This is a genomic window from Streptomyces durmitorensis, from assembly GCF_023498005.1.
Classification (GTDB): Bacteria; Actinomycetota; Actinomycetes; order Streptomycetales; family Streptomycetaceae; genus Streptomyces; species Streptomyces durmitorensis.
In genome coordinates this window covers 9,033,074-9,056,706 of record NZ_CP097289.1, presented here as the reverse complement: position 1 = coordinate 9,056,706, position 23,633 = coordinate 9,033,074, and the positions used below count along the sequence as shown (strand labels likewise).

General features: G+C 67.6%; 21 protein-coding genes. 10 read left to right on the top strand and 11 right to left on the bottom strand.

Annotated features, from left to right (window positions below; translation table 11 throughout):
• Positions 1–31: 31 nt before the first annotated feature.
• Positions 32–880 carry a helix-turn-helix domain-containing protein gene (locus M4V62_RS40060; protein WP_249592103.1) on the bottom strand — a complete coding sequence of 283 codons (849 nt, stop codon included), beginning with the start codon at positions 878–880 and terminating at the stop codon, positions 32–34.
• 138 nt (positions 881–1,018) lie between these two features.
• Here M4V62_RS40060 and M4V62_RS40055 point away from each other — a divergent pair, with 138 nt between their 5' ends.
• Positions 1,019–1,759 (top strand): SDR family oxidoreductase, encoded by a 741-nt coding sequence (locus tag M4V62_RS40055; RefSeq protein WP_249592102.1) that lies wholly within the window; start codon positions 1,019–1,021, stop codon positions 1,757–1,759.
• Positions 1,760–1,790: 31 nt separating this feature from the next.
• The gene (locus M4V62_RS40050) at positions 1,791–2,147 is read left to right on the top strand and encodes a nuclear transport factor 2 family protein (RefSeq protein WP_249592101.1); all 357 of its coding nucleotides are present in this window, start codon (positions 1,791–1,793) and stop codon (positions 2,145–2,147) included.
• Positions 2,148–2,210: 63 nt separating this feature from the next.
• Here the strand turns inward: M4V62_RS40050 and M4V62_RS40045 are convergent, their stop codons facing one another.
• The 3 genes from M4V62_RS40045 to M4V62_RS40035 form a co-directional block, all read right to left on the bottom strand.
• Positions 2,211–2,390, bottom strand: coding sequence for a hypothetical protein (locus tag M4V62_RS40045; protein ID WP_249592100.1), 180 nt, complete (start codon positions 2,388–2,390; stop codon positions 2,211–2,213).
• 55 nt (positions 2,391–2,445) lie between these two features.
• Complete coding sequence (locus M4V62_RS40040; protein WP_249592099.1) at positions 2,446–2,745, bottom strand: hypothetical protein; 300 nt, start codon at positions 2,743–2,745, stop codon at positions 2,446–2,448.
• 169 nt (positions 2,746–2,914) lie between these two features.
• Positions 2,915–3,733 carry a helix-turn-helix domain-containing protein gene (locus tag M4V62_RS40035; RefSeq protein WP_249592098.1) on the bottom strand — a complete coding sequence of 273 codons (819 nt, stop codon included), beginning with the start codon at positions 3,731–3,733 and terminating at the stop codon, positions 2,915–2,917.
• Positions 3,734–3,898: 165 nt separating this feature from the next.
• On the opposite strand from M4V62_RS40035, the gene M4V62_RS40030 reads away from it, so the two are divergent.
• Both M4V62_RS40030 and M4V62_RS40025 read left to right on the top strand, forming a co-directional pair.
• Complete coding sequence (locus tag M4V62_RS40030; protein WP_249592097.1) at positions 3,899–4,765, top strand: oxidoreductase; 867 nt, start codon at positions 3,899–3,901, stop codon at positions 4,763–4,765.
• Between the two features lie 133 nt (positions 4,766–4,898).
• Positions 4,899–5,822 carry an NADP-dependent oxidoreductase gene (locus M4V62_RS40025; protein WP_249592096.1) on the top strand — a complete coding sequence of 308 codons (924 nt, stop codon included), beginning with the start codon at positions 4,899–4,901 and terminating at the stop codon, positions 5,820–5,822.
• Between the two features lie 368 nt (positions 5,823–6,190).
• Here the strand turns inward: M4V62_RS40025 and M4V62_RS40020 are convergent, their stop codons facing one another.
• Complete coding sequence (locus M4V62_RS40020) at positions 6,191–6,781, bottom strand: TetR/AcrR family transcriptional regulator (protein ID WP_249592095.1); 591 nt, start codon at positions 6,779–6,781, stop codon at positions 6,191–6,193.
• Between the two features lie 161 nt (positions 6,782–6,942).
• On the opposite strand from M4V62_RS40020, the gene M4V62_RS40015 reads away from it, so the two are divergent.
• The 6 genes from M4V62_RS40015 (at position 6,943) to M4V62_RS39990 (ending at position 14,804) form a co-directional block, all read left to right on the top strand.
• Positions 6,943–7,773, top strand: a complete 831-nt coding sequence (locus tag M4V62_RS40015; RefSeq protein WP_249592094.1) for an oxidoreductase — start codon at positions 6,943–6,945, stop codon at positions 7,771–7,773.
• Between the two features lie 46 nt (positions 7,774–7,819).
• Positions 7,820–8,668, top strand: coding sequence for an MBL fold metallo-hydrolase (locus M4V62_RS40010; RefSeq protein ID WP_249592093.1), 849 nt, complete (start codon positions 7,820–7,822; stop codon positions 8,666–8,668).
• Positions 8,669–8,698: 30 nt separating this feature from the next.
• Complete coding sequence (locus M4V62_RS40005; RefSeq protein ID WP_249592092.1) at positions 8,699–10,132, top strand: aldehyde dehydrogenase; 1,434 nt, start codon at positions 8,699–8,701, stop codon at positions 10,130–10,132.
• Between the two features lie 710 nt (positions 10,133–10,842).
• The gene (locus tag M4V62_RS40000; protein WP_249592091.1) at positions 10,843–13,086 is read left to right on the top strand and encodes an XRE family transcriptional regulator; all 2,244 of its coding nucleotides are present in this window, start codon (positions 10,843–10,845) and stop codon (positions 13,084–13,086) included.
• A 122-nt stretch (positions 13,087–13,208) separates the two neighbouring features.
• Positions 13,209–13,907, top strand: a complete 699-nt coding sequence (locus M4V62_RS39995; RefSeq protein ID WP_249592090.1) for an alpha/beta fold hydrolase — start codon at positions 13,209–13,211, stop codon at positions 13,905–13,907.
• A 57-nt stretch (positions 13,908–13,964) separates the two neighbouring features.
• On the top strand, positions 13,965–14,804 hold the full coding sequence (locus tag M4V62_RS39990; RefSeq protein ID WP_249592089.1) for an alpha/beta fold hydrolase: 840 nt from the start codon (positions 13,965–13,967) through the stop codon (positions 14,802–14,804).
• 534 nt (positions 14,805–15,338) lie between these two features.
• On the opposite strand, the gene M4V62_RS39985 is transcribed toward M4V62_RS39990, so the two are convergent.
• From M4V62_RS39985 to M4V62_RS39955, 6 genes are all read right to left on the bottom strand, one after another.
• A complete protein-coding gene (locus M4V62_RS39985; protein ID WP_249592088.1) occupies positions 15,339–17,360 on the bottom strand; it encodes a restriction endonuclease in 2,022 nt (673 codons plus the stop codon).
• Between the two features lie 929 nt (positions 17,361–18,289).
• Positions 18,290–18,571 carry a site-specific integrase gene (locus M4V62_RS39980; protein WP_249592087.1) on the bottom strand — a complete coding sequence of 94 codons (282 nt, stop codon included), beginning with the start codon at positions 18,569–18,571 and terminating at the stop codon, positions 18,290–18,292.
• Positions 18,572–18,911: 340 nt separating this feature from the next.
• The gene (locus M4V62_RS39970; protein WP_249592086.1) at positions 18,912–19,802 is read right to left on the bottom strand and encodes a MerR family transcriptional regulator; all 891 of its coding nucleotides are present in this window, start codon (positions 19,800–19,802) and stop codon (positions 18,912–18,914) included.
• 271 nt (positions 19,803–20,073) lie between these two features.
• A complete protein-coding gene (locus M4V62_RS39965; RefSeq protein WP_249593202.1) occupies positions 20,074–21,444 on the bottom strand; it encodes an FAD-binding oxidoreductase in 1,371 nt (456 codons plus the stop codon).
• Between the two features lie 105 nt (positions 21,445–21,549).
• On the bottom strand, positions 21,550–22,404 hold the full coding sequence (locus M4V62_RS39960) for an alpha/beta hydrolase (protein ID WP_249592085.1): 855 nt from the start codon (positions 22,402–22,404) through the stop codon (positions 21,550–21,552).
• Positions 22,401–23,627: a metal-dependent hydrolase family protein gene (locus tag M4V62_RS39955; RefSeq protein WP_249592084.1), complete on the bottom strand. Its 1,227-nt coding sequence runs from the start codon at positions 23,625–23,627 to the stop codon at positions 22,401–22,403. The genes M4V62_RS39960 and M4V62_RS39955 overlap by 4 nt, the downstream gene beginning before the upstream one ends.
• Positions 23,628–23,633: the final 6 nt, after the last annotated feature.

Here is a 23,633-nt window from a genome sequence, read left to right as displayed (position 1 = left end):
CGCCCACCCTAAACGAAAACGATGGTTCCCGTTACTGGAGGGCGGAGGACGCCTGCCGGTCGTCCAGCAGCTGCGCACCGCGGAGCAGGGCCAGGCGGTCGGCGTCCGTGCTGCCGGGTGCAGCGGTGCCGACCAGCAGGCTCTGACCGGGCGCGTCCTGCACCTCGAAGGTCTGGTACGAGAGGGTCAGCGTCCCCACCACGGGGTGGTGGAAGGTCTTGGTCCTGCTGCCCAGCCGGTTGACGTCCTGGTGTCCCCACAGCTTTGCGAACTCCTCGCTCTCAGCGCGGAGTTCATCGACCAGGGCCGTGATCCGCACATCGTGGCGCTCATGCCCGTACGCAAGCCGCAGCGCGGCGACGGTGTCGCGCGCCACGCTGTCCCAGTCTGCGAACAGCGTGCGCGCCGCAGGGTCGCAGAACAGCGAGTGGACCATGTGGCGCGGGTCGGCCAGCGGGGAGAGCAGCGCGGCGGCCGGCGCGTTCGACGCGAGGACGTCCAGTCGGCGGTTGACCACGTAGGCGACGGCTGCCGGAAAGGTGTCCATCAGCCGCTGCAGGTCGGGTGCCACCCGCTCCCCGTCGAGGTCGGGGGCTTCGTCGCGCGGTACGAGGCCGGCCAGGCGGTAGGCGTGCCAGCAGGCATCGGAGTCCAGGCCCAGGGCCCGGGCGAGGGCGTCGATGACCTGTCCGGAGGGGTGCCGTTCGCGGCCCTGCTCCAGGCGCGCGTAGTAGTCAGCGCTGACCCCTGCCAGTACCGCGACCTCTTCGCGCCGCAGCCCGCTCACCCGGCGACCCATGGAGCGGGGAAGTCCCGCATCCTGCGGGCTGACTCGGGAACGGCGTGCCAGTAGGAATTCGCCCAGTTCATTGCCGCTCATACCCAAAATGCTACGCCGCCTCTACCTAGGAGTGCGGCACCCAGGAAGAGACCTCCTGCCCCATCCGCGAGACCAGACCCATGCTGGCGGAACCGGACGGTCCAACCACGAGGCCGCCTGCCTGACGAAGGGATGAGCATGACGTACCCGCCCACGGCCACCCCGAAGATCGTCCTGATCACCGGGGCCAGCAGCGGCATCGGCGAGGCCACCGCCCGACGGCTGGCAGCAGCGGGCCATCAAGTGGTGCTGGGCGCCCGCCGCACAGAGCGCCTGGACGCCCTCGCCAAGGACATCGAAGCCGGTGCCGGCAGCGCCCTGCCCCACACCCTGGACGTGGCCGACCCCCTCAGCATGCGGACCTTCGTCCAGGCCGCCCACGACCGGTACGGCCGCGTCGACGTCCTGGTCAACAACGCCGGAGTGATGCCCCTGTCCCGCCTTGACGCGCTGCGGACCGACGAGTGGGACCGCATGATCGACGTCAACCTGCGCGGAGTCCTGCACGGCATCGCCGCCGTCCTGCCGATCATGCGCACCCAGGGAGCCGGACACATCGTGAACATCGCCTCCGTGTCAGGGCTGCGGGTCGACCCGACCGCCGCCGTCTACAGCGCCACCAAGCACGCCGTCCGTGCCCTGTCGGAGGGCCTGCGCCAGGAGAGCAGGGACCTGCGGGTCACCGTGATCAGTCCCGGCCTGACGCGCAGCGAGCTGACCGACACCATCGGCGACCAGAACACCAAGGACGCGGTCTCGGGCCAGATGGACATCGCCATCCCAGCCGCCGCGATCGGCGAGGCCGTCCACTACGCCATCGCCCAGCCTGCCGAGGTGGACGTCAACGAACTCGTCATTCGCCCCACCGCTCAAGGATGAGCGGCACGCCCCGTTACGGAAGGCAGCTGTCATGGTGACCGAAGAACAGGTGCGCGCCTGGGTCGAGGGGTATCTGCGGGCCTGGACCAGCAGCAACAAGAAGGACATCGCCGCACTGTTCACCCCGCAGGCCGAATACCACGAGTGGCCCTACGCGACCGACTGGATCGGCCGCGACGCCATCGTCGAAGGCTGGCAGGGCCGTGCAGGATGGCAGGAGGGCGGCTGGGACTTCGACTGGTCCCTCCTCACCATCAACGGCGACACCGCGGCCATCGAAGGAACCGGTCGCTACAAAGAACTGGGCACCTTCGCCAACCTGTGGACCGTCACGTTCGACGAGAACGACAGATGCACCATGTTCCGCATGTGGAACAACGAAATCTGACCTGCCAGGCCCGCTCCTGACGCCGCACCTTCGGAGCCCAGGGTACGGCGGGCGACGGCGTGCCTACGCACCCGCTGAGGACCATTGGTGCTGGGCTTCGCACTCGGCGTACGCGTATGAATCCTGCGGAAACTGGTCGCATGGGCCAGCGGCCACCGCGGGCACCGCCGCCACCAGCAGCGTGGTGAACACGGCGAAGGAAGCGAGAAGGCGATACATGGTGATCCTGTCGATGGTGATCACGTGCGGCGGTCCGGGGCGGTGGACAGAAGAATGGTCGGGCCACACCGGACGAGCCTCACGACGCGCAGAGCCGGTTCAGGTCGTTGACGTCCGCCTGGAGAACCTGGGTACCCGGGCTGTTCCAGGGGTGCTGGTTGAGGAAGTCCTGCGCGGCGTTGCGTACGCTCTGCCAGTCGCTCGCGCCGGTCGGGGCGCCTGCCTGCTGCAGGTCGGCCCGAGTGTTACGGACGGCCTCGCCGCAACTGCTCGCCCTCAGGCCGACGGATGCGGGGGCCGCTGCGGCGACAGTGCCGACGGTGGTTCCGAGCGCCACCGCACTCATGACGACGGCGAGTGCCGCCCTTTGGATCTGCATACGCTGCACCCTCTCTGGCAGGCGCCCCGTCAGATGGTGGCGCTCACCTTCAGCCATTGCACGGTGAAACGGAAGTCATTCCTGCCCGCAGCGAAGAAACGATCAGCCATCACCCATACGAGGTGCGGCACTTGATGCGGTAGTCCAGCGCCCTCCGTCGTCGGGGTGCTCACTCGGTGGCGGCCGGCGAGCCCAGACGCGTCAGCGATTGTGCGGACGGGGAGCCGGGCTTTGCGTGGTAGACGACGAGGAGTTGGCCGTCGGTGCCGTTGATGGTGAGCTTTTCGCGGTACAGCTCAAGGTCTCCGACCTTGGGGTGCCGCATCCGGCTGACTTCCGTTTCCCTTCGGCGGACATCATGGCGGGCCCACAGGCTTCGGAAGCGGTCACTCTTGAGGGAGAGTTCGCCGACCAGCGCGGCCAGGCGCGGGTCGTCGCCGGCCGGTCCGGCCGATGCCCGCAGTTGGGCGACCACGCCGACGGTGGCCTGTGCCCAGTCGCGGTGCAGTTCCCGTTCGCGGGGGTCGAGGAAGGCCGCGCGCAGCCGGTTGACGCCGGGCGCCATGTTCGGAGACAGGGCGCGGGCCATCGGATTGGCGGCCAGCACATCGAAGTACCGGCCGTGCACGAATGCGGGCATCGGCATCTGCGCCAGCATGTATTTGATGCTGACCGGCACCCGCTCGGCCGCCGGTCGGACCGTCTTGCGCGGGCGGCTGCCGGACAGGCCCAGCAAGTAGGCGGTGGCGTCGCCGTCCAGTTGGAGGACACCGGCCAGCGCTTCGAGGACCTGGACGGAGGGGTTGTGGTCGCGTCCTTGTTCCAGGCGCAGGTAGTAGTCGGAGCTGATGCCGGCGAGTGTGGCGACTTCCTCCCGGCGCAGCCCCTTGACCCGGCGCAGTCCGTGCGGGGTGATCCCGACGGCCTCGGGGCTGACCAGCTCGCGCCTGGCCCGTAGGAACGCGCCCAGAGGGTTGGTGTTCTCCATGACACCCAAGGTAGAGCCGCTGTGTGGGAGGTGGCTGGTCTTTTCACTCCTAGGAACACGGGGGTACTGCCGAGATCATCACGCACGGAGGAAAGTGACAGAACCGGCAGGTTGTCACGAAACCCCGGATGACCTGCTCGGCAGAGAAGACAAGGAAGGCACGACATGACCACCACCACTCCCGGCGGAACGCTCACCCTGGCGGAAGACCTCGCGATCAGCCGCATGGGCTACGGAGCCATGCAACTCACAGGCCCCGGCGTCTTCGGCCCGCCCAAGGACCGTGACCAGGCGCTCGCCGTGCTACGCGAGGCGGTCGACCTCGGAATCACGCACATCGACACCAGCGACTTCTACGGCCCCGCCGTCGTCAACGAACCCATCAAGGAAGCCCTGCACCCCTACCGCGCGGACCTGCGCATCGTCACCAAGGTCGGCGCCCGCCGCAGCGACGACGGCGGCTGGATCCCTTCCCTGGAGCCCGCGGACCTGAAGGCCCAGGTTCACGAGAACGTGCAACACCTGGGCCTGGACATCCTGGACGTGGTCAACCTGCGTCTCGGCTCCGTCGAAGGCACCTCAGAGGACTCCATCGCCGAACAGTTCGGTGCCCTGGCCGAGCTGCGCGAACAGGGTCTGATCCGCCACCTCGGCCTCAGCGGCGTATCCGACGCCCAGCTCACGGAGGCGCAGACCATCGCCCCGGTCGTCACCGTGCAAAACCTCTACAACCTCGCCAACCGGACCGACGATGCCCTCGTGGACCGCTGCGCCGCGGAGAACATCGCGTTCGCATCGTTCTTCCCCCTCGGCGGCTTCAGCCCCCTGCAGTCCGAGACCCTCACCCGGGTCGCCGCCCAGCTGGACGCCTCGCCGCAGCAGGTCGCGTTGGCCTGGCTGCTCCAGCGCTCGGCCACCACCGTCCTGATCCCCGGTACCTCCTCCGTCGACCACCTGCGCGAGAACGTCGCCGCGGCCGACCTGCACCTACCGGCCGACGCGGTCGCCGAACTCGACGCCATCGGCAAGTAACCACCGCCGCCCAGCACACTGCCCTCGACACTCGGGCGGCGCCCTACTCCCCGGGACCGCGGGGCTCACTCAATTCCGCACCGGCCGTCCCGCAGGGCAGGCCGTACCCCCGGCTACCTCGAAGGAGCCCGGCATGCCCAGAGCTGTCCGCTACGACCACTACGGAGGCGTTGACGCGCTCTACGTCACCGACGTCGCCACACCCAATCCGGCGGCCGACGAAGTCGTCGTCGAAGTGGTCAGCGCGGGAATCAATCCAGGCGAGGTCCCGGTACGTGAGGGGCTCGCGCACACCATCTGGCCGGCCACCTTCCCCTCCGGCCAGGGCAGCGACTTCGCCGGCCATGTCGTCGCCGTGGGCAGCGCCGTGCGCACCCCTCCGGTCGGCGCACAGGTGATCGGGTTCACCAACCAGCGCGCCGCGCAAGCGGACTACGTCGCTGTCCCCGCGACCCAGGTGACACCCAAGCCCGCAGCCGTCGGGTGGGACGTGGCGGGGTCTCTGTTCGTGGCCGGCACCACCGCCTACGCGGCAGTGCGGGCCGTCGAGGCCAAGCCCGGGGAGAGCGTCGCGGTCAGCGCAGCCGCCGGAGGCGTGGGCTCCCTGACCGTCCAACTGCTCCGCCGTCAGGGCGTGCGCGTCCTCGCCATCGCGGGCAAGGCCAACCACGGCTGGCTCACTTCCCTTGGCGCGGAACCGCTCGCCTACGGCGACGACCTCGAAGAGCGGCTTCGTGATGCGGCGCCCGACGGCATCGATGCGTTCATCGACGCGTACGGCAACGGCTATGTCGAACTCGCCATCAAGCTGGGCGTGGCGCCCGTACGGATCAACACGGTCGTCGACTTCCTCGCCGCGCAGAAGTTCGGCACCAGGAGCGACGGCGGCATGTCCGCCGCCACCTCGGATGTCCTGGCCGAACTCGCCGCACTGATCGCCACCGGCGAACTCGCCGTCCCCATCAGCGCCACGTACCCCATCGAGCAGGTCCGAGCGGCATACACAGCGCTCGCCGGGCGGCACACCCGAGGGAAGATCGTTCTGCGGATGCACTGACCGGCACGTTTGCCGGCCGGTGCAAGCTCTTCTTCGACCTCGTGTCTCCTGGAACATCTCGACCGGAGCGGCGCCGTGCAGACGATGGTCCTGTTCCTCGCGGTCTCGGGGGCCTGGGCCTCCACGGCCTGGTTCACGAAACCTCTCCACCCCCTAGCGGCTCTCCGTACGCCTGGTGCTCATCGCATTCATGCCGGCAGGCCCCTTCCTCACGACCATCGCCCGATCCAAGGCAATCTCCCTCGTGACGCTCACCGTCCTGGTCCCGCTCAACGGCCGGCCGCCGCCTCTCGCCGTGGGAGCGTGTGGCCACCACCATCCTGGTGATCGCCGCCGCCGTGGGCTGATCACCAGTCCCGCCGCCCGTGTCAGTCGGAGACCAGTCGCCGTACGGCTTCGACGACCGCCGCACGGTGGGCGCGCAGTGCGGCGCCCTCCAAGGCGGCCGGGATCACGGGGCTGGCAGGGGTCCATGCACTGGCGAGGGCCAGGACAAACGTCAGCAGGTCTTCGGCGGTGAACGTCGTGGGAACGAGCCCGTCGGCCTGCGCCCGCGTGATCTTCTCCGTCTTCTGCTCCATCGACGCCGCGAGCTGGGCGGGGCCCGGGCCGCGGCCGGTGCGCTCCAGCCGGTTCCAGGTCGCGAGCCGCAGCTGATGCGGGTTGGCGATCAGGAAGTCGAACAGCCGACCCGAGTAGCCGGGAAGGTCCTCGGGGGCGAAGGGCACTTCGTCGAGGATCCGCGCGACATGGGTGTCCATGACGATGTCGAAGAGCTGGTCCTTGTTGCCGAAGTACGTATAGATCTGCGCCTTGTTGACCTCGGCCGCAGCACCGATCCGGTCGATGCGGGCACCAGAGATGCCATGAGCGGCGAACTCGTCGGTGGCGGCTTGCAGCAGCCGGGCCTTGGCCGCCTCGGAGTCTCGGGTCCGTGGGGTTCGTGGGGTGTCAGGCATACCGCAAGAGTAATACAAATAAACGTTCAGTTACCTCGAGTGGTAGCATCTAAATGAACGTTTAGTTTGTTGGCGCATGCGTGAGTGCACACACAGCTCCGAGCGGGCCCCGCGCCCGCTGCCGCCCCCTCCCCCGGGGCATCAACAGAGAGGCAACTCCGATGTCCAAGGTCTGGTTCGTCACCGGAAGTTCCCGCGGCCTGGGCCGGGCCCTCGCCGAGGCCGTCCTGGCCTCAGGCGATCAGTTGGTTGCCACAGCCCGCAGGCCAGAGCAGCTCGACACTCTCGTCCAGCGCTACAGCGGCCAGGTCCGGACGGTGGCCCTCGATGTCACCGATCCCGGCGCCGCCCGCCGAGCCGTCGCGCTGGGCCTGGAGACCTTCGGCCGGCTGGACGTGCTGGTCAACAACGCCGGCTACGCGGACGTCGCCTCCATCGAGGACCTCACCGAGGACGGTTTCCGCGCCCAGATCGACACCAACTTCTACGGAGTCGTCAACGTGACCAGGGCCGCACTGCCCGCGATGCGCGAGCGCGGCGCAGGGCACATCGTCCAGATCTCCTCCATCGGCGGACGTATCGGCTCGCCCGGCCTGGGCGCCTATCAGGCCGCGAAGTGGGCTGTCGGGGGCTTCTCCGAAGTCCTGGCCAAGGAAGTCGCCCCGTTCGGCATCAAGGTCACCCTCATCGAACCAGGCGGCATGCGCACCGACTGGGCCGGATCCTCGATGAGCACACCGCCGATCAGCGACCCCTACAAGCCCGTCATCGGACCCGTCGTCGAGTTCCTGGACCGCCACAACGGCACCCAGAGCGGCGATCCAGCACGGGCCGCCCAGGCCGTCATCCGCGCCACCGAGGCCGACGAGCCGCCGATGCACCTGCTGCTCGGCAGCGACGCCGTGGCCATCGCCGCCGATGCGGCCCAGGACCTCGCTTCATCCGACGCCGCCTGGCGCGCGCTCAGCGAGTCGGCCGACTTCCCCGCCTGACCGGGACGTCTTCCGCCTCCCAGCACCTCTCCCCAAGGACCACACCATGGCTACCTCCATCGAGGTCGGCACCATCAGAATCACCGCGCTGAGCGACGGCGCGAGTCACATGCCACCGATGTTCTATCCGGGGCTGGACTTCGAAGCCCATCCGGAACTGCTGGAAGGCGACGGGACCTATCACATCCCTGCAGGGTGCTATCTGATCCAGGGCGAGGGCTTCACCGTCCTGGTGGATGCCGGCAGCGGCCCGGACAGCATCCCCTTCCCCGCGGAACTCGCTGCCGCGGCCGGCCTGGACGCGGCGCCCGAGTTCATCGCGGAGGGCGGCCGCCTGCCCGCGGCCCTGGCCGCGACAGGAGTGGCTCCCGGAGACATCGGCACGCTCTTTCTCACCCACCTGCACGGCGACCATGTCGGCTGGGTCGCCCCGGGCGGAAAGCTGTTCTTTCCGAACGCGGAGATCGTCTACGGCGCCGCGGACTGGGACGCACTGATCGCCCCGGCCCCCGCCGATGACCCGGCCCGTCTCGGGATGGAGGCCGCCAAGGCGGCCGGGGTACTGCGGGCCATCGACGCGCCCATCATGGAGATCGCCCCCGGAGTCACCGCCCTCCACGCTCCCGGGCACACGCCGGGCCACTACGCGCTGCGGATCGCCTCGGGCGGCCAGGAGGCGTACCTCCTGGGAGACGCCGTGCACCACCCGCTGCAGCTCGGCGACACCGGCATTTCCTTCCTCATGGACGCCGACCCTGAGCATGCGCTGCGGACTCGGGAGAAACTCCTCGCCCGGTTCGCGGGCACCGAAGTGGCCCTCGGCATCGATCACTTCCCCGGACTCGACTTCAAACGGATCACCGTCGACGACGGCCGCCGGTGGACCGACGCCTGACCTGCCCCCACCAGGAATGCGAGCAAGAAGATGATCAACTACGACAAGCTCTACATCGGCGGCCAGTGGGTCGCACCCACCAACACGGACCTGCTCGACATCCGTTCACCGCACGACCGGCGCCTGATCGGGTACGCCGCGCAGGGCGCCCCTGCCGACATCGACAAGGCAGTTTTCGCCGCCCGCGAAGCCTTCGACCACGGGCCCTGGCCCCGGATGACCCCGGAAGCCCGCCAAGAGATCGTCGCCCGCTTCAACACACTGCGCGCGGAACGCGCCGAGGAAGCCGCCGCCCTTATCAGCGCGGAGAACGGCGCACCCCTGTGGTTCACCACCTGGGGCGCACCCGCACTCGATCAGGCGGCCGACGCCTACCTCCGGGCGGCAAAGGACTTCGGCTGGGAGGAGCGCCTCGATCCGACCGGAGCATCCGGGACCGTGGTGCGCCGCGAGCCCATCGGGGTGGTCGCCGCGATCATTCCGTGGAACTCCCCCTACTCCGCCGCCCTGGTCAAGATGATCCCCGCGCTGCTCGCCGGCTGCACCGTCGTGCTCAAGGCATCACCCGAGAACTCCCTGAGCATCCTGCGCCTGGGCGAGACCTTCACCGCCGCAGGCTTCCCCGAAGGGGTTGTCAGCATCATCCCCGCGGACCGCGAGACCAGCGAGCACCTGGTGGCCCACCCCGGCATCAACAAGATCTCCTTCACCGGCTCCACTGCCGCGGGGCGCCGCATCGCCTCGATCGCCGGGGAGCAACTCAAGCGTGTCAGCCTGGAGTTGGGTGGAAAGTCGGCCTCGATCATCCTTGAGGACGCCGACCTCGCAGCAGTCACCGAGGGGCTGAAGTTTGCGTCCTTCGCCAACAACTCCGAGAACTGCCAGGCCCACACCCGCATCCTCGCGCCCCGCAGCCGCTACGACGAGATCGTCGACGCGCTCAAGGTGCTGACCGAGAGCCTGAGGGTCGGGGACCCCGCCGACCCGGATACGTTCATCGGGCCGATGATCCGTGCCGACCAGCAGAAGCGGGTCCAGGACTACATCCGGATCGGCATCAGCGAAGGCGCCCGCCTGGTCACCGGTGGCCCCGAGACCCCCGAAGGACTCGAAGGCGGCTTCTACGTCACGCCCACCCTCTTCGCCGACGTCGACAACAGCATGCGCATCGCCCAGGAAGAGATCTTCGGACCCGTACTGGTCGTCATCCCCTACGAGGATGAGGACGATGCCGTACGGATCGCCAACGACTCCCCCTACGGGCTCGGCGGCGGTGTCTGGACCACCGACGTCGAGCACGGCATGGAGATCGCCCGCCGGCTGCAGACGGGCGGAGTCAGGATCAACGCGGCGCCGCCCGTCTTCGACGGCCCTTTCGGCGGCTACAAGGACAGCGGCATCGGCCGGGAGAACGGCGTTGTCGGGCTAACCGAGTACGTCGAGCACAAGACGATCGCCGTCTGAGTACCCCGCGCGCCCTCGCGTTCCTGGACACCCTCACTGAACACGCCAGTATCTACCCCGCCGCGTCCGTAACGCACTCGGTGTACACGCAGAGAGAACTCCGGCCCAACTCCCCCTTAGTACCGGAAGTTAACCGAACAGGTTGACCGACTTCCAACCTTAGGTCTGTGGACGTTAGTCGGCTGGGCGCTGAGCGATGGCATCGATCTCGAAGAGCAGTCCCGGCATCGCCAGCCCGGCGACGATCTGCAGCGTGCCCGCGCCACCCCCGGATTGCGTCATGGATCGGACCTTCCCTCTGCCCACCTGGCGAAGTCGGCCGACCGCAAGACGGCACTCACCGCAGCAACGGCCTCAGCGCCATCGTTCTCCGGACACCGTGCTGCTCGACGCCGCCAGCGATCACCTGCGCGCTGCCTCCCGACGAGAAGGATCATGATGTTGCGCCTTCGTGCTCGCCGAGTCGGGACTGCTCGACCCCCCGGCCGCGTGGTGCACCGGATCGTCGTTGTCCGCGACACCGCGCCACAGGATGATCAGCGCCGACTGTTTGGGGCGAGCTATGCCCGCGGGCAAGAATCTCGTCAGTCCGGGCGAGGGTCGGTCCCCGTACGGCACAGTGGCAGGCGACGTGCGCAATGGGGCGACCTGATCAGCCGTGGGGGTCTTGGCAGTTCGTGAGTGCGTTCGCTGCTTGGAGGGGTGGGGCCTTGATCGAGCAAGCGGGTTTCGGGGAAGTGCTGCGTGCTCACCGGCGCTCGGCACGACTGACGTTGGAGAAGCTGGCGGAGGTGTCGGGGGTCAGTGCCCGCGCGCTGTCAGACATGGAGCGGGGGCGCAGCACAGGACCACAGCATCGCACCGTTACCGCATTGGCGGACGCGCTGGCATTGGAAGGGGAGGCTCGTCGGCAGCTGATCGATCTGGCTCGCGAAGGCAGACTGCAGAACCACTGGGCACGTCCTGGGGGTCTGTGTGAACTGCCTGGGGCTGTTGCGGACTTCACTGGTCGCAGCGCGGAGCTGATCTGGATGAGTGAACTGGTGTATGCCGAGATTTCGCCGGGCGTCGGGGTGGTGGGACTCATCACCGGCTCGCCGGGTCTGGGCAAGACATCGTTCGCTGTCCGTGGAGCTCACTCGGTGCGTCCGAGCTTTCCGGGCGGGGTGTACTTCATCGATCTGTTCGGGATGTCCCAGCGCCCATTGCCTTCCGATGACGCGTTGTCGGTACTTCTGCGCGCGCTGGGTGTCCCCGCCCCGCAGGTCCCGGGCGACGTCCAGGAGCGGGCATCGCTGTACCGCTCGCTGCTGCACGACAAGCGGGCTCTGGTCGTCCTGGACAACGCTGCCTCCGAGGAACAGGTACGGCCCTTGCTGCCGGCCACGGGTGTGAGCAGGGCGCTGGTCACCTCCCGGCGGTTGCTGGCGGGTCTGGAGGGCGTGCGCAGGCTTGTCCTCGGCCCGCTTGCGTTACCCGACTCCATGCGACTACTGACCGGAGTTCTGGGGGAACGCGCCGCATCCGACGAGGAATCGGCACTCACCCGGCTCGCGGAACTGTGCGGAGGTCTGCCTCTGGCCCTGCGGATCATTGGCAACCGACTGGCGAGCCGGCCCGGATGGGACGCGGCCGAACTCGCCGGGCGGCTGACCGACGAAGAAGGCCGACTCGATCAATTCAAGGCCGGGGACCTCAAGATCGCCAACGCTTTCGGCATGTCGTACGAGCAGCTTTCAGAGCGTGCGCGGCGGCTCTTCCGCCGCCTGGCCGTGGTACCGGGCCGGGACTTCGACGCAGCTCTGGCGGCCGTGGCCGGGGGAATGCCGATGGAGGACGCCTGGAACGCGCTCGATGACCTGGTCGATCTGGGCCTGCTGCAGGACAGCAGCGCGGGTCGCTATCGCTTCCACGACCTGGTTCGCCTGTTCGCTCGCAACCGGTTCAAGGAGGAGGAGCCCCCGGCCGGACGCGAGGCAGTAACGCGAACGGTGACGTCGTGGCTGCTGCGCACGGCGACGATGGCGGGACGCTGGTTCGAACCCGGTTACGGACGGCCCGCCCGGCCCGCCCCCGATCTCGCCGTCCTGGCCTCGGCGGACGAGGCCGACTGGTGGTTGCGGGTGAATGTGGACAACTGGGTGGGGGCGATGCGGACTGCGACGAGCAGCAGCGCAGAGCACTTCCTCGTCCTGGACTGCGCGGAGTCGATGCACTGGTTCTCGGAACGATGGGTGCACAGCCCGCATTGGCACGAGGTCTTCATGCTCGGCTCGCAGGCCGCCGCAGCTCTGGGCGACCTGGCGCAGCAGGCGACTCAGCTGAACTACATGGCTTGGGTCCACTCGGTGCCGCCGGCAGACCCTGAGGCTGCGCTGCGGTGTGCGGACGAGGCCCTGAAGCTGGCCACCCGGGGCGGCGCCACGGCGCAAGTCGCCTGGTCGCTTGAGTACACCGCAGGAGCACTCCTCCAGCTCGGACGGCCCGGCGAAGCCATCACGTTCTCGTTGCGGGCAGCGGAGTCGTTCAGGAGCATCGGGGACACCGACTGCTACGTCCAGTGCCTGGCCAACGTCGCCCACTGCCTTCGCAGCCAAGGACGCTACGCCGAGGCACTGGAGCAGTACCGTTCCGGGCTTGCTCTGATGGACGACGAGAGCTCGGGGATGACGCCGAGTGTGGCGACCCACAGCCGGCCCTTCGCACTGATCCGCATCGGGCAGTGCCTGGGGCACCTCGGCCGCCGTACCGAGGCGATCAGCCTCCTGGACGCACTCCAGCTTTCCGACTTCCGGCAGGCCGGGGCCCTTGAGGAACTGGCCATGTTGCTGGCCGAGGAGGGACGGACCACGGAGAGCGGCCTCACTTACCTGCGAGCGGGACAGGTATACGAGGCGATCGGTGATACCGAAGCCCACCGTCGCTGCCACGCCCTTGCCACCGCCGGTTCCTGATCGCGGAATTCCGGCATTCCACAACTCTGCGTGCTGCTCTGCGTGTTCCGCTCGCCGGCGCGCGACTTGGATGGGGCACGCCGGACAGGCATGGGGCCTGTCCCTCCAGATGGGACATGATCATGACGGCCATCAGGAACATCGTGCTCGTACACGGCGGCTTCGTAGACGGATCAGGCTGGCAGGACGTCCACGAGCACCTCACCGCAGGCGGCTACCGGGTGGCCGTCGTGCAGAACCCGACCCTGTCACTGGCCGGTGACGTCGCCGCCACCCACCAGGTCCTCGACGGCCTCGACGGTCCGGCGGTGCTGGTCGGCCATTCATACGGCGGCGTCGTCATCACCGAGGCGGGCAACCATCCCAATGTCGCCGCGCTCGCTTACATCGCCGCGTTCGCCCCTGACAAGGGCGAGTCGGTCGGCTCGCTGATCGCCGACCCGCAGCCCGGCACGCCTGTCCCGCCGATCCTGCCGCCCAAGGACGGCTTCCTGTTCCTGGACCGGGACAGGTTCGCGGCGTCGTTCGCCGCCGATGTGCCCGAGGCGCAGGCGGCGTTCATGGCCGATTCCCAGGTTCCGTGGGGTGTCGACGCGCTCGATGGGGCGGTCTCCGAACCGGCCTGGCAGTCCAAGCCGTCCTGGTATCTGGTCGCCACCGACGATCGGATGATTCCTCCGGCGGCGCAGCGGGCCATGTCCGAGCGGGCGGGCGCGATCGTTTCCGAAACCCCGGGCAGCCACGCCGTCTACGTTTCTCGCCCGGCCGTCGTGGCCGCCGTCATCGCGCAAGCCGCCGAGAATCCGGGCGGCCGGTCCTAGCAGTCGAGCGCCCGCCCTCATGCCTGTCCCGGTGCCCACCACCTCAGGAGTACTCGCATGTCCATCCGCCCCACGTTCACCCGCCGCAGAGTTATCGCCACCGGCGCGGCCGCCGCGGCATCGGCCGCGATCCTCACCCCGAGCAGCGCCACGGCCGCGACCGGCAGCCGCCTCACGCCAGGCGCCAAGCCGACCGTCGTGCTGGTCCACGGCGGCTACGCCGATTCGTCTTGCTGGAACGGAGTCATCCGGGAGCTGCAGAGCAAGGGTTACACCACGATCGCCGGGTCGAACCCGCTGCGGGGCATTCCCACCGACGCCCCGTACATCGGGAGTCTGCTGGACTCCATCAGCGGACCGGTCGTGCTGGTCGCCCATTCCATGGGTGGAACCGTCATCACGAATGCCGCCGCCGGAAAGAGCAACGTCAAGGCACTGGTCTACGTCGCAGCCTTCGTGCCCAAAGTGGGGGAAACCCAGGGCGAGCTCATCGACAAGTTCCCGGGCAGCGAGGTCCAGGCCGTGAGCGTGCCGGTCCCCTACACGAAGTCCGACGGCACCACCGGAACCGACCTGTACCTGAGCAAGGACGGCCAAGCAGCCTTCGCCGCCGACGTATCGACCGCCACGTTCCAACTCCTGCAGGCCACCCAGCGGCCCTTCGACGCAGACGCCTTCACCTACCCGACTCAGGCCGCCGCATGGCGGACGATCCCCTCGTGGGGGCTGGTCGCCGGCCGGGACAAGACGATCCCGCCCGCGGCCGAACGCTGGATGTACCGCCGTGCGAAATTCCGCAAGGTCGTCGAAGTACCGACCTCGTCCCACGTCGCGATGATCAGTCACCCGAAGACCACCGCGAAGCTGATCGAGGACGCCGCCAGAGCCAGCAGGTGACCTGCTCAGGCAAGCCGCCGCAACTGATCATCTGGCCACCGAGCCGCGGATGCGCGCACCGCCATCCCCTGCACCGCTCGGCGGCCAGGCCATTTGTGCAAGGCGTGGTGGGAACGGCCCATCGCGCCGGCAACCGTCGCAGGAATCGGAGGACGAATGAGTCCCAGTCGCAAGGAACACACGCGCACGCTGTTTGGTCTGGCTACCGCCAAGACGCGAACCGTAGCTGTCACGCCCGCAACCTCCGCCGGAGATGGTGTGGTCACGGCATCTCTGAAGCAGAGTCAAAGACTCGTCCTACGGACGGCTCGCAGCGCGACGATCGGGGGCACCTCGGGACCCGCACACGCCAGCACAATCCGAGCCCGTAACGCCACCGCCTGGGCCGACGTCGCCCGACGCGTCCACCGCTCCAACTCCGCCTGCTCTTCAGCAGATAGCAGCAACGGTTCCAGCTTGGGGCCCCGACGCGGAACTGACCCACCAGCAGCAGTAGTCATACCTGTACTAACGACCAACTACTGACGCAGGACACTAGAGACCCCTCTCGATCGAATTCGCGATGGCGCGAAGGCGCTTCGCCGCCGATCGCGCGTCGCCGATCCGGTAGGTCGCATAACGCGGATCCTGCACGTCCTCAATGCTCCGCACGATGTCCAGGTCGAGGCGATCGAACAGCCTGAACGTGCCGAGTAGTTCGTCGATGTTTGGTGCCAACGGTGAACCGCGCTCGATCAGCGATACATCGCGTGCGGAAACGGCCTCCTCCGTCTCCGACTCGGTCTTGAGTCGGGAGATGACGAGGGACAGGATGTCGAGCTCGCGCTGCCTCGTGTCAATGAGTCCGGCAAGTCTGGACAGCCCGTCCGGCACCTCGAACAGCATCGCAACGTCGGCTGGCCGCAAGCCGAGGGCCTCAGCGGAGCTGACGACCTGGCCCAACTCGTCGGCCGTGATGAGCGCCCACTGCTTCCGCTTGGCCATGTTCTTGATCGTGTCCCCACTGAAGGCGGGGCCGATGATGGCGACGTACTCCGCGGAGCGCTTCTCCTTGTGCGTGTCGATTGCCACGTCGCTCACGTTGCTGTGCGTGACCCGACCGGATGACGTCGACTTTCCGTCCACGATCGCGGTCCGCAACGACCCGTTGCCGTCGTACCACTGCACAAGGATGTCGGTGTCACCAGAACCGCTGATGCGCTGGGCGCGAAAGCCCATGTGCCTGAACGAGCTCTCGATGTGCACCTCGAACGCCGCACCGGGTGCCGCGCCGTCGGCGCCCGGGTCGACGGAGCTGCGCGTCAGTGATTCCACGATGAGCGAGAGCGTGTCGGGTTCGCCCGGTGCGCCCGACGTGGTTTGCGCCAGGCCCGGTGACAGCTCCAGCTCCGCAGCGGCCTCCGGCAGGTGCGGTTCGGCGAGGGGGAGCGTCTCAATGAGACGTAGCCCGGTCGCCGTGGCCTGGACCGACGACCAAGACGTCTCGATGAGCAGGCCCGATTCGACCATGAAGGCCGTGAGCCACCGCACCTTGTCCTTGTTCAAGCCGTACGTGATGCCTTCCCGGTACACGTCGTTCCTCGGAACATTGGCCTGCGCCGCACGGATCAGCTCGCCGACGAACTTCATGTTCGCGTGAAGGATCCGGATGAAGTCGATGTCCGATCCCGACCGCAGCCACGCCTTGGCAGCCGGCGTTGCCGTGAACACCCCGCGGCGGACCTCGAGAAGTAGCCCGGCGGCCCGCATGAACGGCAGCATACTGTCGACGCTGCTGCGCTTCAGGCCGAACCGGTCCGCGATGAATCCCAGCAGTGTGCCCTTCTCCATCTGGTCCTCTGCGGCCGCGATGCACGTCCGCAAGTTCTCGATCTTGTTGGGGTCCTCTTTCGGGCTCGGAACCCAGATGTTGTAGGTGTTCCTGGTCTCCTGGGCGCCGTCGTTCGCGGCCAGGTGTGCGAGGAGCGCGGCGATCTCCTCCGGGGCTTCGGGAATGTCGACCGCTTCATCCGAGTCGTGCATGGCCAGGGCCGAAGGCGTCACGACTTCCCAGGCGGCGAAGAGCGACCGTCCTTCAGCGGTCGTGCTCTGCTTCCGCTCTCCCAGCCATTCGGTCAGCCCCAGGACTTCGAGCCAGGTCATCCGGACACGCGTGTTGTTGACGCTCGTCCAGTCGAGGTTGTACGACTCAATCAACTCGGCATTGACCTCTTCAACCGTCAGCGGCTCGCGCACGAGCAGCCCGAGCACCTCGGCGAACAGCCGGATCCGCTCGGCCATCAACGAGGCAAGACGTGAGCGCGACTCGTCCGCGAGCAGTTCGGAGCCCTCGGCGGTCAGTTGAAGAACTCCTTTTCGATTCTGGACCAACCCCATCGGACGCAGCGCGTACGAGTACTGCCGCCAGGACCTCGACGACTCGACACTCGACAGCTGCGGCCGCGCGTCAAGATCCGTGGCCTCGCCAGCGCCGATCCGGCGAACGAGCTCAAGGGTGAGCGGGAACATCTCGTCCTTCCCGCACTGGAGGTTCGGTGCGGATGATGCCTGCTGCATCCACCTGCTCCGCTGCGCCCCGAGAGCCGACATGGTCGGGGCGGTGGCCGGTTGGCTGGTCGCGCTGAAGGGGTCCGGAATCATTCTGGTGTGGCCGTTCCGTTCATATCACTGGCGGGTGATTCGGCAGGGGACCCTGTCAAGCGTGCACGTTACTGCCGGCCACTGACAGGCGAGACCCAACTTCCAATCGAAAAAATTGAACTGACCGACCAACAGCTGAGCCCGATCGAATGCGCCACATCCTGGCGCCACTTCCTGCCGGGCAACCGCACCGTCAGCAACAAGACGCGCGTGCACCTGGCCACGACACCTGCAACTCCCGTCCGTCAACCCAGCAGGACGCCCTCTGGTGAGCAGACTCTGACGGCCTCGACCAGCCGCACGATGGGCCTCGCCGGAGGGATCCGACGAGGCCCGTCGGGTCAGGACCCCGTCCACGCAGAACCCTCGCTGCGCCGTACCACCTGAAATGTCTCACGTGTCACGCCGGTATCACCAAGCCCGTAGACGCTCCCAGACGACAGGGTGCATTCCTACACAAACGGCATAGTTTCAGACTTTGTGGACGCCAGAAGAGGGTTTTGCCGACCTGTGCCATGTGGGACCGAGAGCCAGGCTTTCCCCTCCCACGAACAGACCGCCCTGTCCAACAACTGGCCCCCGGCGGATCAAGATCCGGACCATATGCGGGCCAAGGCTTCCCCACACGACCGAAAGGAGGCCGTTTTGCCTGGTGAACACGACAATGGGCCGTGTACCACCAGCAGACGAAGAATCTGCTGGTGTCGTACTCGCCGAAGAAGCTGGGGTTCTTCTAGGCATTAGAAAAGGGCGCCTGACCAGGTGTTTCACCTGGCAGGCGCCCTCCTTGAGCGCATCGTAAGCCGTTGGGTGGATCGCGAAGTAACTCCCGATATCTCCCACTGCTACCACCATCGCATCGACTCCTCGATCAGGCTGTTGGCATGGTTCCGCGCCTCGGCCAGAAACTTGGCGTAGTAGCGAAAGAGGACCTGGATGCTCTGCCCGGCGCGGCGCGCACACTCCGCCGGGTCGACACCGGAGGCAAGCCGGAATGAGATCCCTGCGTGGCGTAGATCGTAGGGGCGTTTCGCCAGCTCAAGGGCGAGTTCATCGAGAGTCAATGTCGCCTCACGCGCACGCCCCCATGTGATGTTGCACGCGGAGGTATCGACGTAATTTCCCACGCCATTGCGGAACAGGCGCCCATCGGGTGCAACACCGAAACTCTCTCGCCTTCGCCGCCCGCATCGCGTCTGGTGGTGCGCGAGTCGGCCTGAACTGGTCCAGCGGGTGGTACCCGAGGCGCCTTCGCGACCACAGGGCGGTGGTCGGCGTCGACATGGCGATCGGGAGGTGCTGGCTTTGCAACCGCAGACTGGTGTCAGCGGCCAGTTCGGAATCCTCACGTGCCGCCAGTTGTGATGTCACTCTTGGTTACGGCCCGGGCTCGACGTCTGACCCGACCGGTCACATGCAGATGGACGCGACCAGTTGTCGAGCCACGTCAGTGCCGGGCACAGGCGATCAGCTGTCCGCGTAGTGGGCGTCGGCAAGAGCCTCGCCGAAGAGCCGGCCGGCGAGTTCCACGCAGCGCATCCGGGCAGGAGAGAAGTCGTAGGGCATCTTGGTGATCGCTGCGGCGGCACTCATCTCTGTGCCCTCCTCCCCTTTCAGGTCGGCGTCGTAGATCTCGAAGATCTTCTCCTTGGCCGCGTCGAGACCAGCAGCCTCGATGGCCTGATTCAGGGCCACTTGGTGAGCGCATCGCTGTACGGCGAGCTCTTCGACGCGCGGGTCGTCGGGTTCGACGCCGTCGTCGAGGGCGGCCTCGGCCGCCTCAAGACGGTCCTCCTCGGCCCGCAGGTCGGGGTGGGTGGCCAGCACGATGAACATGCCGGCCTGGATGGCGGCGCCCAGCGGCCCGAAGATCCGTTCCGTGACCAGCAGGGCGTCTAGATCGGATGGGCGCAACGCGCCCGGGGGCAGGTGGCTGAGCCGGTCCGTGACCAGTTCGGAGAGCAGCCCCAGCGGGCTGCCCACCTCCTGCAAGCGCTGGACAGCCGCGCGCCGACGTTTGATGGCGGCCTCCTGCGCCGCCAAGGTTTCCTCCAGCCTGCTCAGGACCGACTCGATATCCTGGGCTTGGTCCAGGGCTTCGTCTCCAGCTTCGGCCCGGGCTTCGCCGAAGGCGGCCCGCATGTCGTCAAGGCTGATACCGGCATCAGCCATCTTGCGGATCCACAGCAGGCGGATCATGTCGTCATAGCCGTAGCGGCGCCGGCCGTCCCCGCCGCGCTCGGGCTCCGGCAGCAGATCGATCTCGTGGTAGTGGCGGATGGCGCGTGGGGTGATCCCGGCGAACGCAGCGGCATCACCGATCTTGACCTGCCGGGGAGGTGTGAGGGAGGGGTACATCGCAGACAGAGCCTTTCGTGCTGTGGTGCCCCGACCCCACCACATGCCGCTACGGCATGTGCAACAACCCCATCCAGGTGCCACCGGAGCCAGTCCCTAGCTGCCGCCCGGACCGATCAAGAACGACGAACCATCCGGGAGCGCAGAGTGACCACCAGCGGCCAGATTGCTCCCCGCCAAGTGGCCGCCGCTGGGGAATTCCCACTGCCCGCCGACGCAGGCTGGCCCCATGCGATGGCCCTGAAGCTGGAGCCCGTACTTGGCCGAGGGATCATGCAGGTCCGAAAACTTTGCCGGGGTTGAGAATCCCGGCCGGATCGAGAGCATGCTTCACCGCGCGATGCATCTGCAGGACGGCTGGGCCGAGTTCACGGGTGAGACCGGGCCGCTTGAGCAGTCCCACACCGTGCTCACCCGTCACCGTGCCACCCAGTTCAAGGGCGTCCGCGATGATGTCGTCGAACGCCGCGCGGGCCCGGACCTGAGCCGCCGCGTCACCGTGTTCCGTCACAAGCAGCGGATGCAGGTTGCCGTCGCCGACGTGCGCGATGTTGGCGATGGTGATCCGGTGCTTCTCCGCGGTCCGGTCGATGCGGGCCAGCATCTCCGCCACCGCCCCGATGGGCACACAGACGTCCTCCGTGAGGACCGGCCCCAGCCGCTCGAGCGCGGGGAAGGCCAGTCGGCGGGCCGCGAAGAGCATCTCGGCCTCTTCCTCTGTCTCCGACCGGTCCGCCCAAGTAGAGCCAGCCCCGCGGAAGCAGTCGACGATCCGGCGGGCGCCTTCCTCGGCGGCGCGGCCGTCATCGTCGAAGCGGGCCAGGAGGACCACGTCCGCCTCGGCGGAGAGTCCCATGTTCTTCCAGGCGTCGACCGCGCGCAGACAGTGCCGGTCGACGAGTTCCAGCGCGGCCGGCCGCAGCCCGGCGGCAGCCGTCGCACGCACCGCGTCACCGGCCTGCCCGACGCTGTTGAAGTAGCCGATGGCGGTCACGCCGACCGGAGGCAGGGGTCGCAGCCGGACCGTGATTTCGGTGACGACACCGAGAGTGCCCTCGGCGCCCACCATGAGCCCCACAAGGTCGTAGCCGGCGACCCCCTTCGACGTACGGCGCCCGAGCCGGACCACCTCGCCCGTGCCGGTCACGACCTCCAGACCGAGGACATAGTCGCGGGTGACGCCGTACTTGAGGCAGCACACTCCGCCGGCGTTCGTCGCGACATTTCCTCCGATGGTCGACCAGGGCGAACTGGCAGGGTCGGGCGGGTACCACAGGCCGAGCGCCGCTACATGGGCGCGGAGGTCGTCGTTGACCACACCGGGCTGTACGACGGCGAGGCGCTCCAGCTCGTCGACCTCCAGCACCCGGTCCATGCCGTCCAGCGCGAGGATCACGCCGCCTTCGACGGCATTGGCGCCCCCCGACAATCCCGTACCGGCGCCGCGTGCAACCAACGGGACTCCTTGCTCCAGGCACGCACGCACCACGGTCTGGACCTCGTCGGTGCTCTTGGCGCGTACGACGGCCACCGCTTGGCCAACAGGCGCCCACATCGCCTGGTCGTGGGAGAGGCCGGCGATGATGTCCGGATCAGTCACGACCCGGCCGGCGGGCAGCCGTCGCCTGAGTGCTTCGGCGATACCCACGGCAGGGGGCGTCGTGCTGACGATGTCACGCTCGGCCACCCGTACACCTCCAGAGAAGTCGACTCACATGGGACGGAAGGAGAGCTGCGGCGTCCAGGCTCACTGGGCGCGGCAGGTCCTGAGGTAGCTGAGGAACGACGCCTGCAGCCCGGTCACGTGCGTCTCGTGCATGAGTGCGCTGGTGACGGATCCGCCGCGTGAGGTGAGGCTGTGAAGGAACGTGGCCGTGTTCTTCGTGAGGTTCTGGTAGACCGCCAGGTCTCCGAGGATCTCCTGCTCGTTGAAGGTCACGTGCAGCTTGGTGTCGGGCAGGGTGTCGCCCATTGCTTCCAGCCGAGCGAAGACCTGACTGTCCGCATTGACGATGCCGGGGCTGCCCGCGCCGATGCTCTCGAAGAAGGTGTTCTTGGTGAGCCAGGCGTAGAGACTGAAGAGTCCGCCGTACGAATAGCCAAAGAGGCCATGACCGCTCGGCGCCGTGCCGTAGTCGCGTTCGATCCGCGGGTGCAGGTCGTCGGTAAGGAAGTTCAGGAACATGTCCCCGCGGCTGTCGCTCAATTCAGCGAGGTAGGCGTCGGCTTGCGCGCGCGTCATAGTGCCCGTATCGACCCCCATCTCCACCGCATCGATGAACTCCTTCGCGATGGGTTCGCCGGGGGGCACGAGGTCCCGGTTGCGCAACCGCTCCCAGTGCTCTGCTTCCTCGCCCGCGTACCCCACGCTGACTTGGACGTAGGGCTGAATCGACTGCATGGGGTCCAGTTGCGTGACGATGAGTGGAGCGGTCATACCCACCGCCCAGTTGCCGTCGAGCACGTACACGACAGGCGCCGGCGCCGCGGCAGGGTCGTAGCGCGGTGGCGTGGTGACCCAGACACCGTAGTCGTGCCCACCTCCGGAGCGCATCTCGAAGTAGTCGGTGTGGGGGAGGCAGCCCTGCCACATGGTGCTCATCTGAGGTCCTTTACGATATGGCCGGCCTGGATGACCAGGACGGCGTTGGTGGGGTCGGAGAACAGTTCCGGGTCTTCGAGCGGGTTGCCGTTCCACAGAACGAGGTCTGCCTGCGCGCCGGGAGCGATGACACCCACCTGGCCGGACAGGCCGAGGATCTCGGCGTTGGTCCGGGTCGCCGCCACGAGCGCTTCCATCGGCGTCTCGAGGGCCGCGCGCAGGCTGAGTTCTTTGCCGCGCCGGTCCTGGGCCGGGCCGATGAGATCGGAACCCAGCCCGATCCTTACTCCGGCGCGCTTGGCGGCAGCGAGCGCCTTCGTCATCTGCTCGCGTACACCCTCGACTCGGTCGCGGGTCGACTCGGCGAGACCGGCTCCGGCGGTGTCGTGCAGCAGTTGCTCGACGACAGCGAACGTGGGCACGAGGGCAACCTCGCGAGCGGCCATCAGGGCCGCTGTGGATTCGTCGAGGCTGGTGCCGTGCTCGACACAGCGCACCCCTGCCTCGACCGCGTTGCGTATGCCCTCGTTGTTGTGGGCGTGGACGGTCACATAGGTGTTCCGTGCCGCAGCTTCTTGAACTGCGACAGCGATCTCTTCGACGGTGAACTGGGTGTCGGACAGCCGATCATGTGCGCCCACCACTCCGCCGGTCACGCAGAGCTTCAGGAAGGAGGCTCCGCGACGGAAGGCTTCGCGGACGTTGTGACGCAGCTCGTCCGCGTTGCCCGCCATCATGGAGAGGGCGCACAGGCCCGGGATGTGGTGGCTGCTCCACAGCTCGGTGGGTTCCCATTCGGCTCCGTAGTAGCCGTGCCCGCCGATCTGGCACTGAACAGGTCCGCACGACAGCACGCGAGGCCCTCTGACCTTGCCCTTCGCGATCGCGCTGACGACACCGCCGTCGATCCCGCCGGTGTCGCGAACCGTGGTGAAGCCCGCGTCGAGCGCCGCGCCGGCCGTGGCGAAGATGTCCGCCGCGAGCTCGGCGGCGCTGATCCCGAACGAGAAGTGCGGCTGGATCGGGCTCGACAGGCCCAGGTGGACGTGAGCGTCGATCAGGCCGGGCGTCATCGTCAATCCCTCGGCATCGAGACACTCGCCGTGCGCGCTGGAGACACCGAGTCGGGTGATGCGGCCGTTCTCGATCGTGATGCCGAGCTTGCTGGGATCGCGCCCAGATCCGTCGATGACCGTCGCGCCGACCACATGAGCAGATCCCATCGTCGA

Excerpts from the sequence above, each read along its gene's own strand:
- M4V62_RS40005 (WP_249592092.1), top strand. The coding sequence starts at position 8,699 with ATGATCAACTACGACAAGCTCTACATCGGCGGCCAGTGGGTCGCACCC.
- M4V62_RS40025 (WP_249592096.1), top strand. The coding sequence starts at position 4,899 with ATGCCCAGAGCTGTCCGCTACGACCACTACGGAGGCGTTGACGCGCTC.
- M4V62_RS40020 (WP_249592095.1), bottom strand. The coding sequence starts at position 6,781 with ATGCCTGACACCCCACGAACCCCACGGACCCGAGACTCCGAGGCGGCC.
- M4V62_RS40030 (WP_249592097.1), top strand. The coding sequence starts at position 3,899 with ATGACCACCACCACTCCCGGCGGAACGCTCACCCTGGCGGAAGACCTC.
- M4V62_RS40060 (WP_249592103.1), bottom strand. The coding sequence starts at position 880 with ATGAGCGGCAATGAACTGGGCGAATTCCTACTGGCACGCCGTTCCCGA.
- M4V62_RS40055 (WP_249592102.1), top strand. The coding sequence starts at position 1,019 with ATGACGTACCCGCCCACGGCCACCCCGAAGATCGTCCTGATCACCGGG.
- M4V62_RS40050 (WP_249592101.1), top strand. The coding sequence starts at position 1,791 with ATGGTGACCGAAGAACAGGTGCGCGCCTGGGTCGAGGGGTATCTGCGG.
- M4V62_RS39985 (WP_249592088.1), bottom strand. The coding sequence starts at position 17,360 with ATGCAGCAGGCATCATCCGCACCGAACCTCCAGTGCGGGAAGGACGAG.
- M4V62_RS40040 (WP_249592099.1), bottom strand. The coding sequence starts at position 2,745 with ATGCAGATCCAAAGGGCGGCACTCGCCGTCGTCATGAGTGCGGTGGCG.
- M4V62_RS40010 (WP_249592093.1), top strand. The coding sequence starts at position 7,820 with ATGGCTACCTCCATCGAGGTCGGCACCATCAGAATCACCGCGCTGAGC.
- M4V62_RS39970 (WP_249592086.1), bottom strand. The coding sequence starts at position 19,802 with ATGTACCCCTCCCTCACACCTCCCCGGCAGGTCAAGATCGGTGATGCC.
- M4V62_RS40015 (WP_249592094.1), top strand. The coding sequence starts at position 6,943 with ATGTCCAAGGTCTGGTTCGTCACCGGAAGTTCCCGCGGCCTGGGCCGG.
- M4V62_RS39995 (WP_249592090.1), top strand. The coding sequence starts at position 13,209 with ATGACGGCCATCAGGAACATCGTGCTCGTACACGGCGGCTTCGTAGAC.
- M4V62_RS39990 (WP_249592089.1), top strand. The coding sequence starts at position 13,965 with ATGTCCATCCGCCCCACGTTCACCCGCCGCAGAGTTATCGCCACCGGC.
- M4V62_RS40035 (WP_249592098.1), bottom strand. The coding sequence starts at position 3,733 with ATGGAGAACACCAACCCTCTGGGCGCGTTCCTACGGGCCAGGCGCGAG.
- M4V62_RS39960 (WP_249592085.1), bottom strand. The coding sequence starts at position 22,404 with ATGAGCACCATGTGGCAGGGCTGCCTCCCCCACACCGACTACTTCGAG.
- M4V62_RS39955 (WP_249592084.1), bottom strand. The coding sequence starts at position 23,627 with ATGGGATCTGCTCATGTGGTCGGCGCGACGGTCATCGACGGATCTGGG.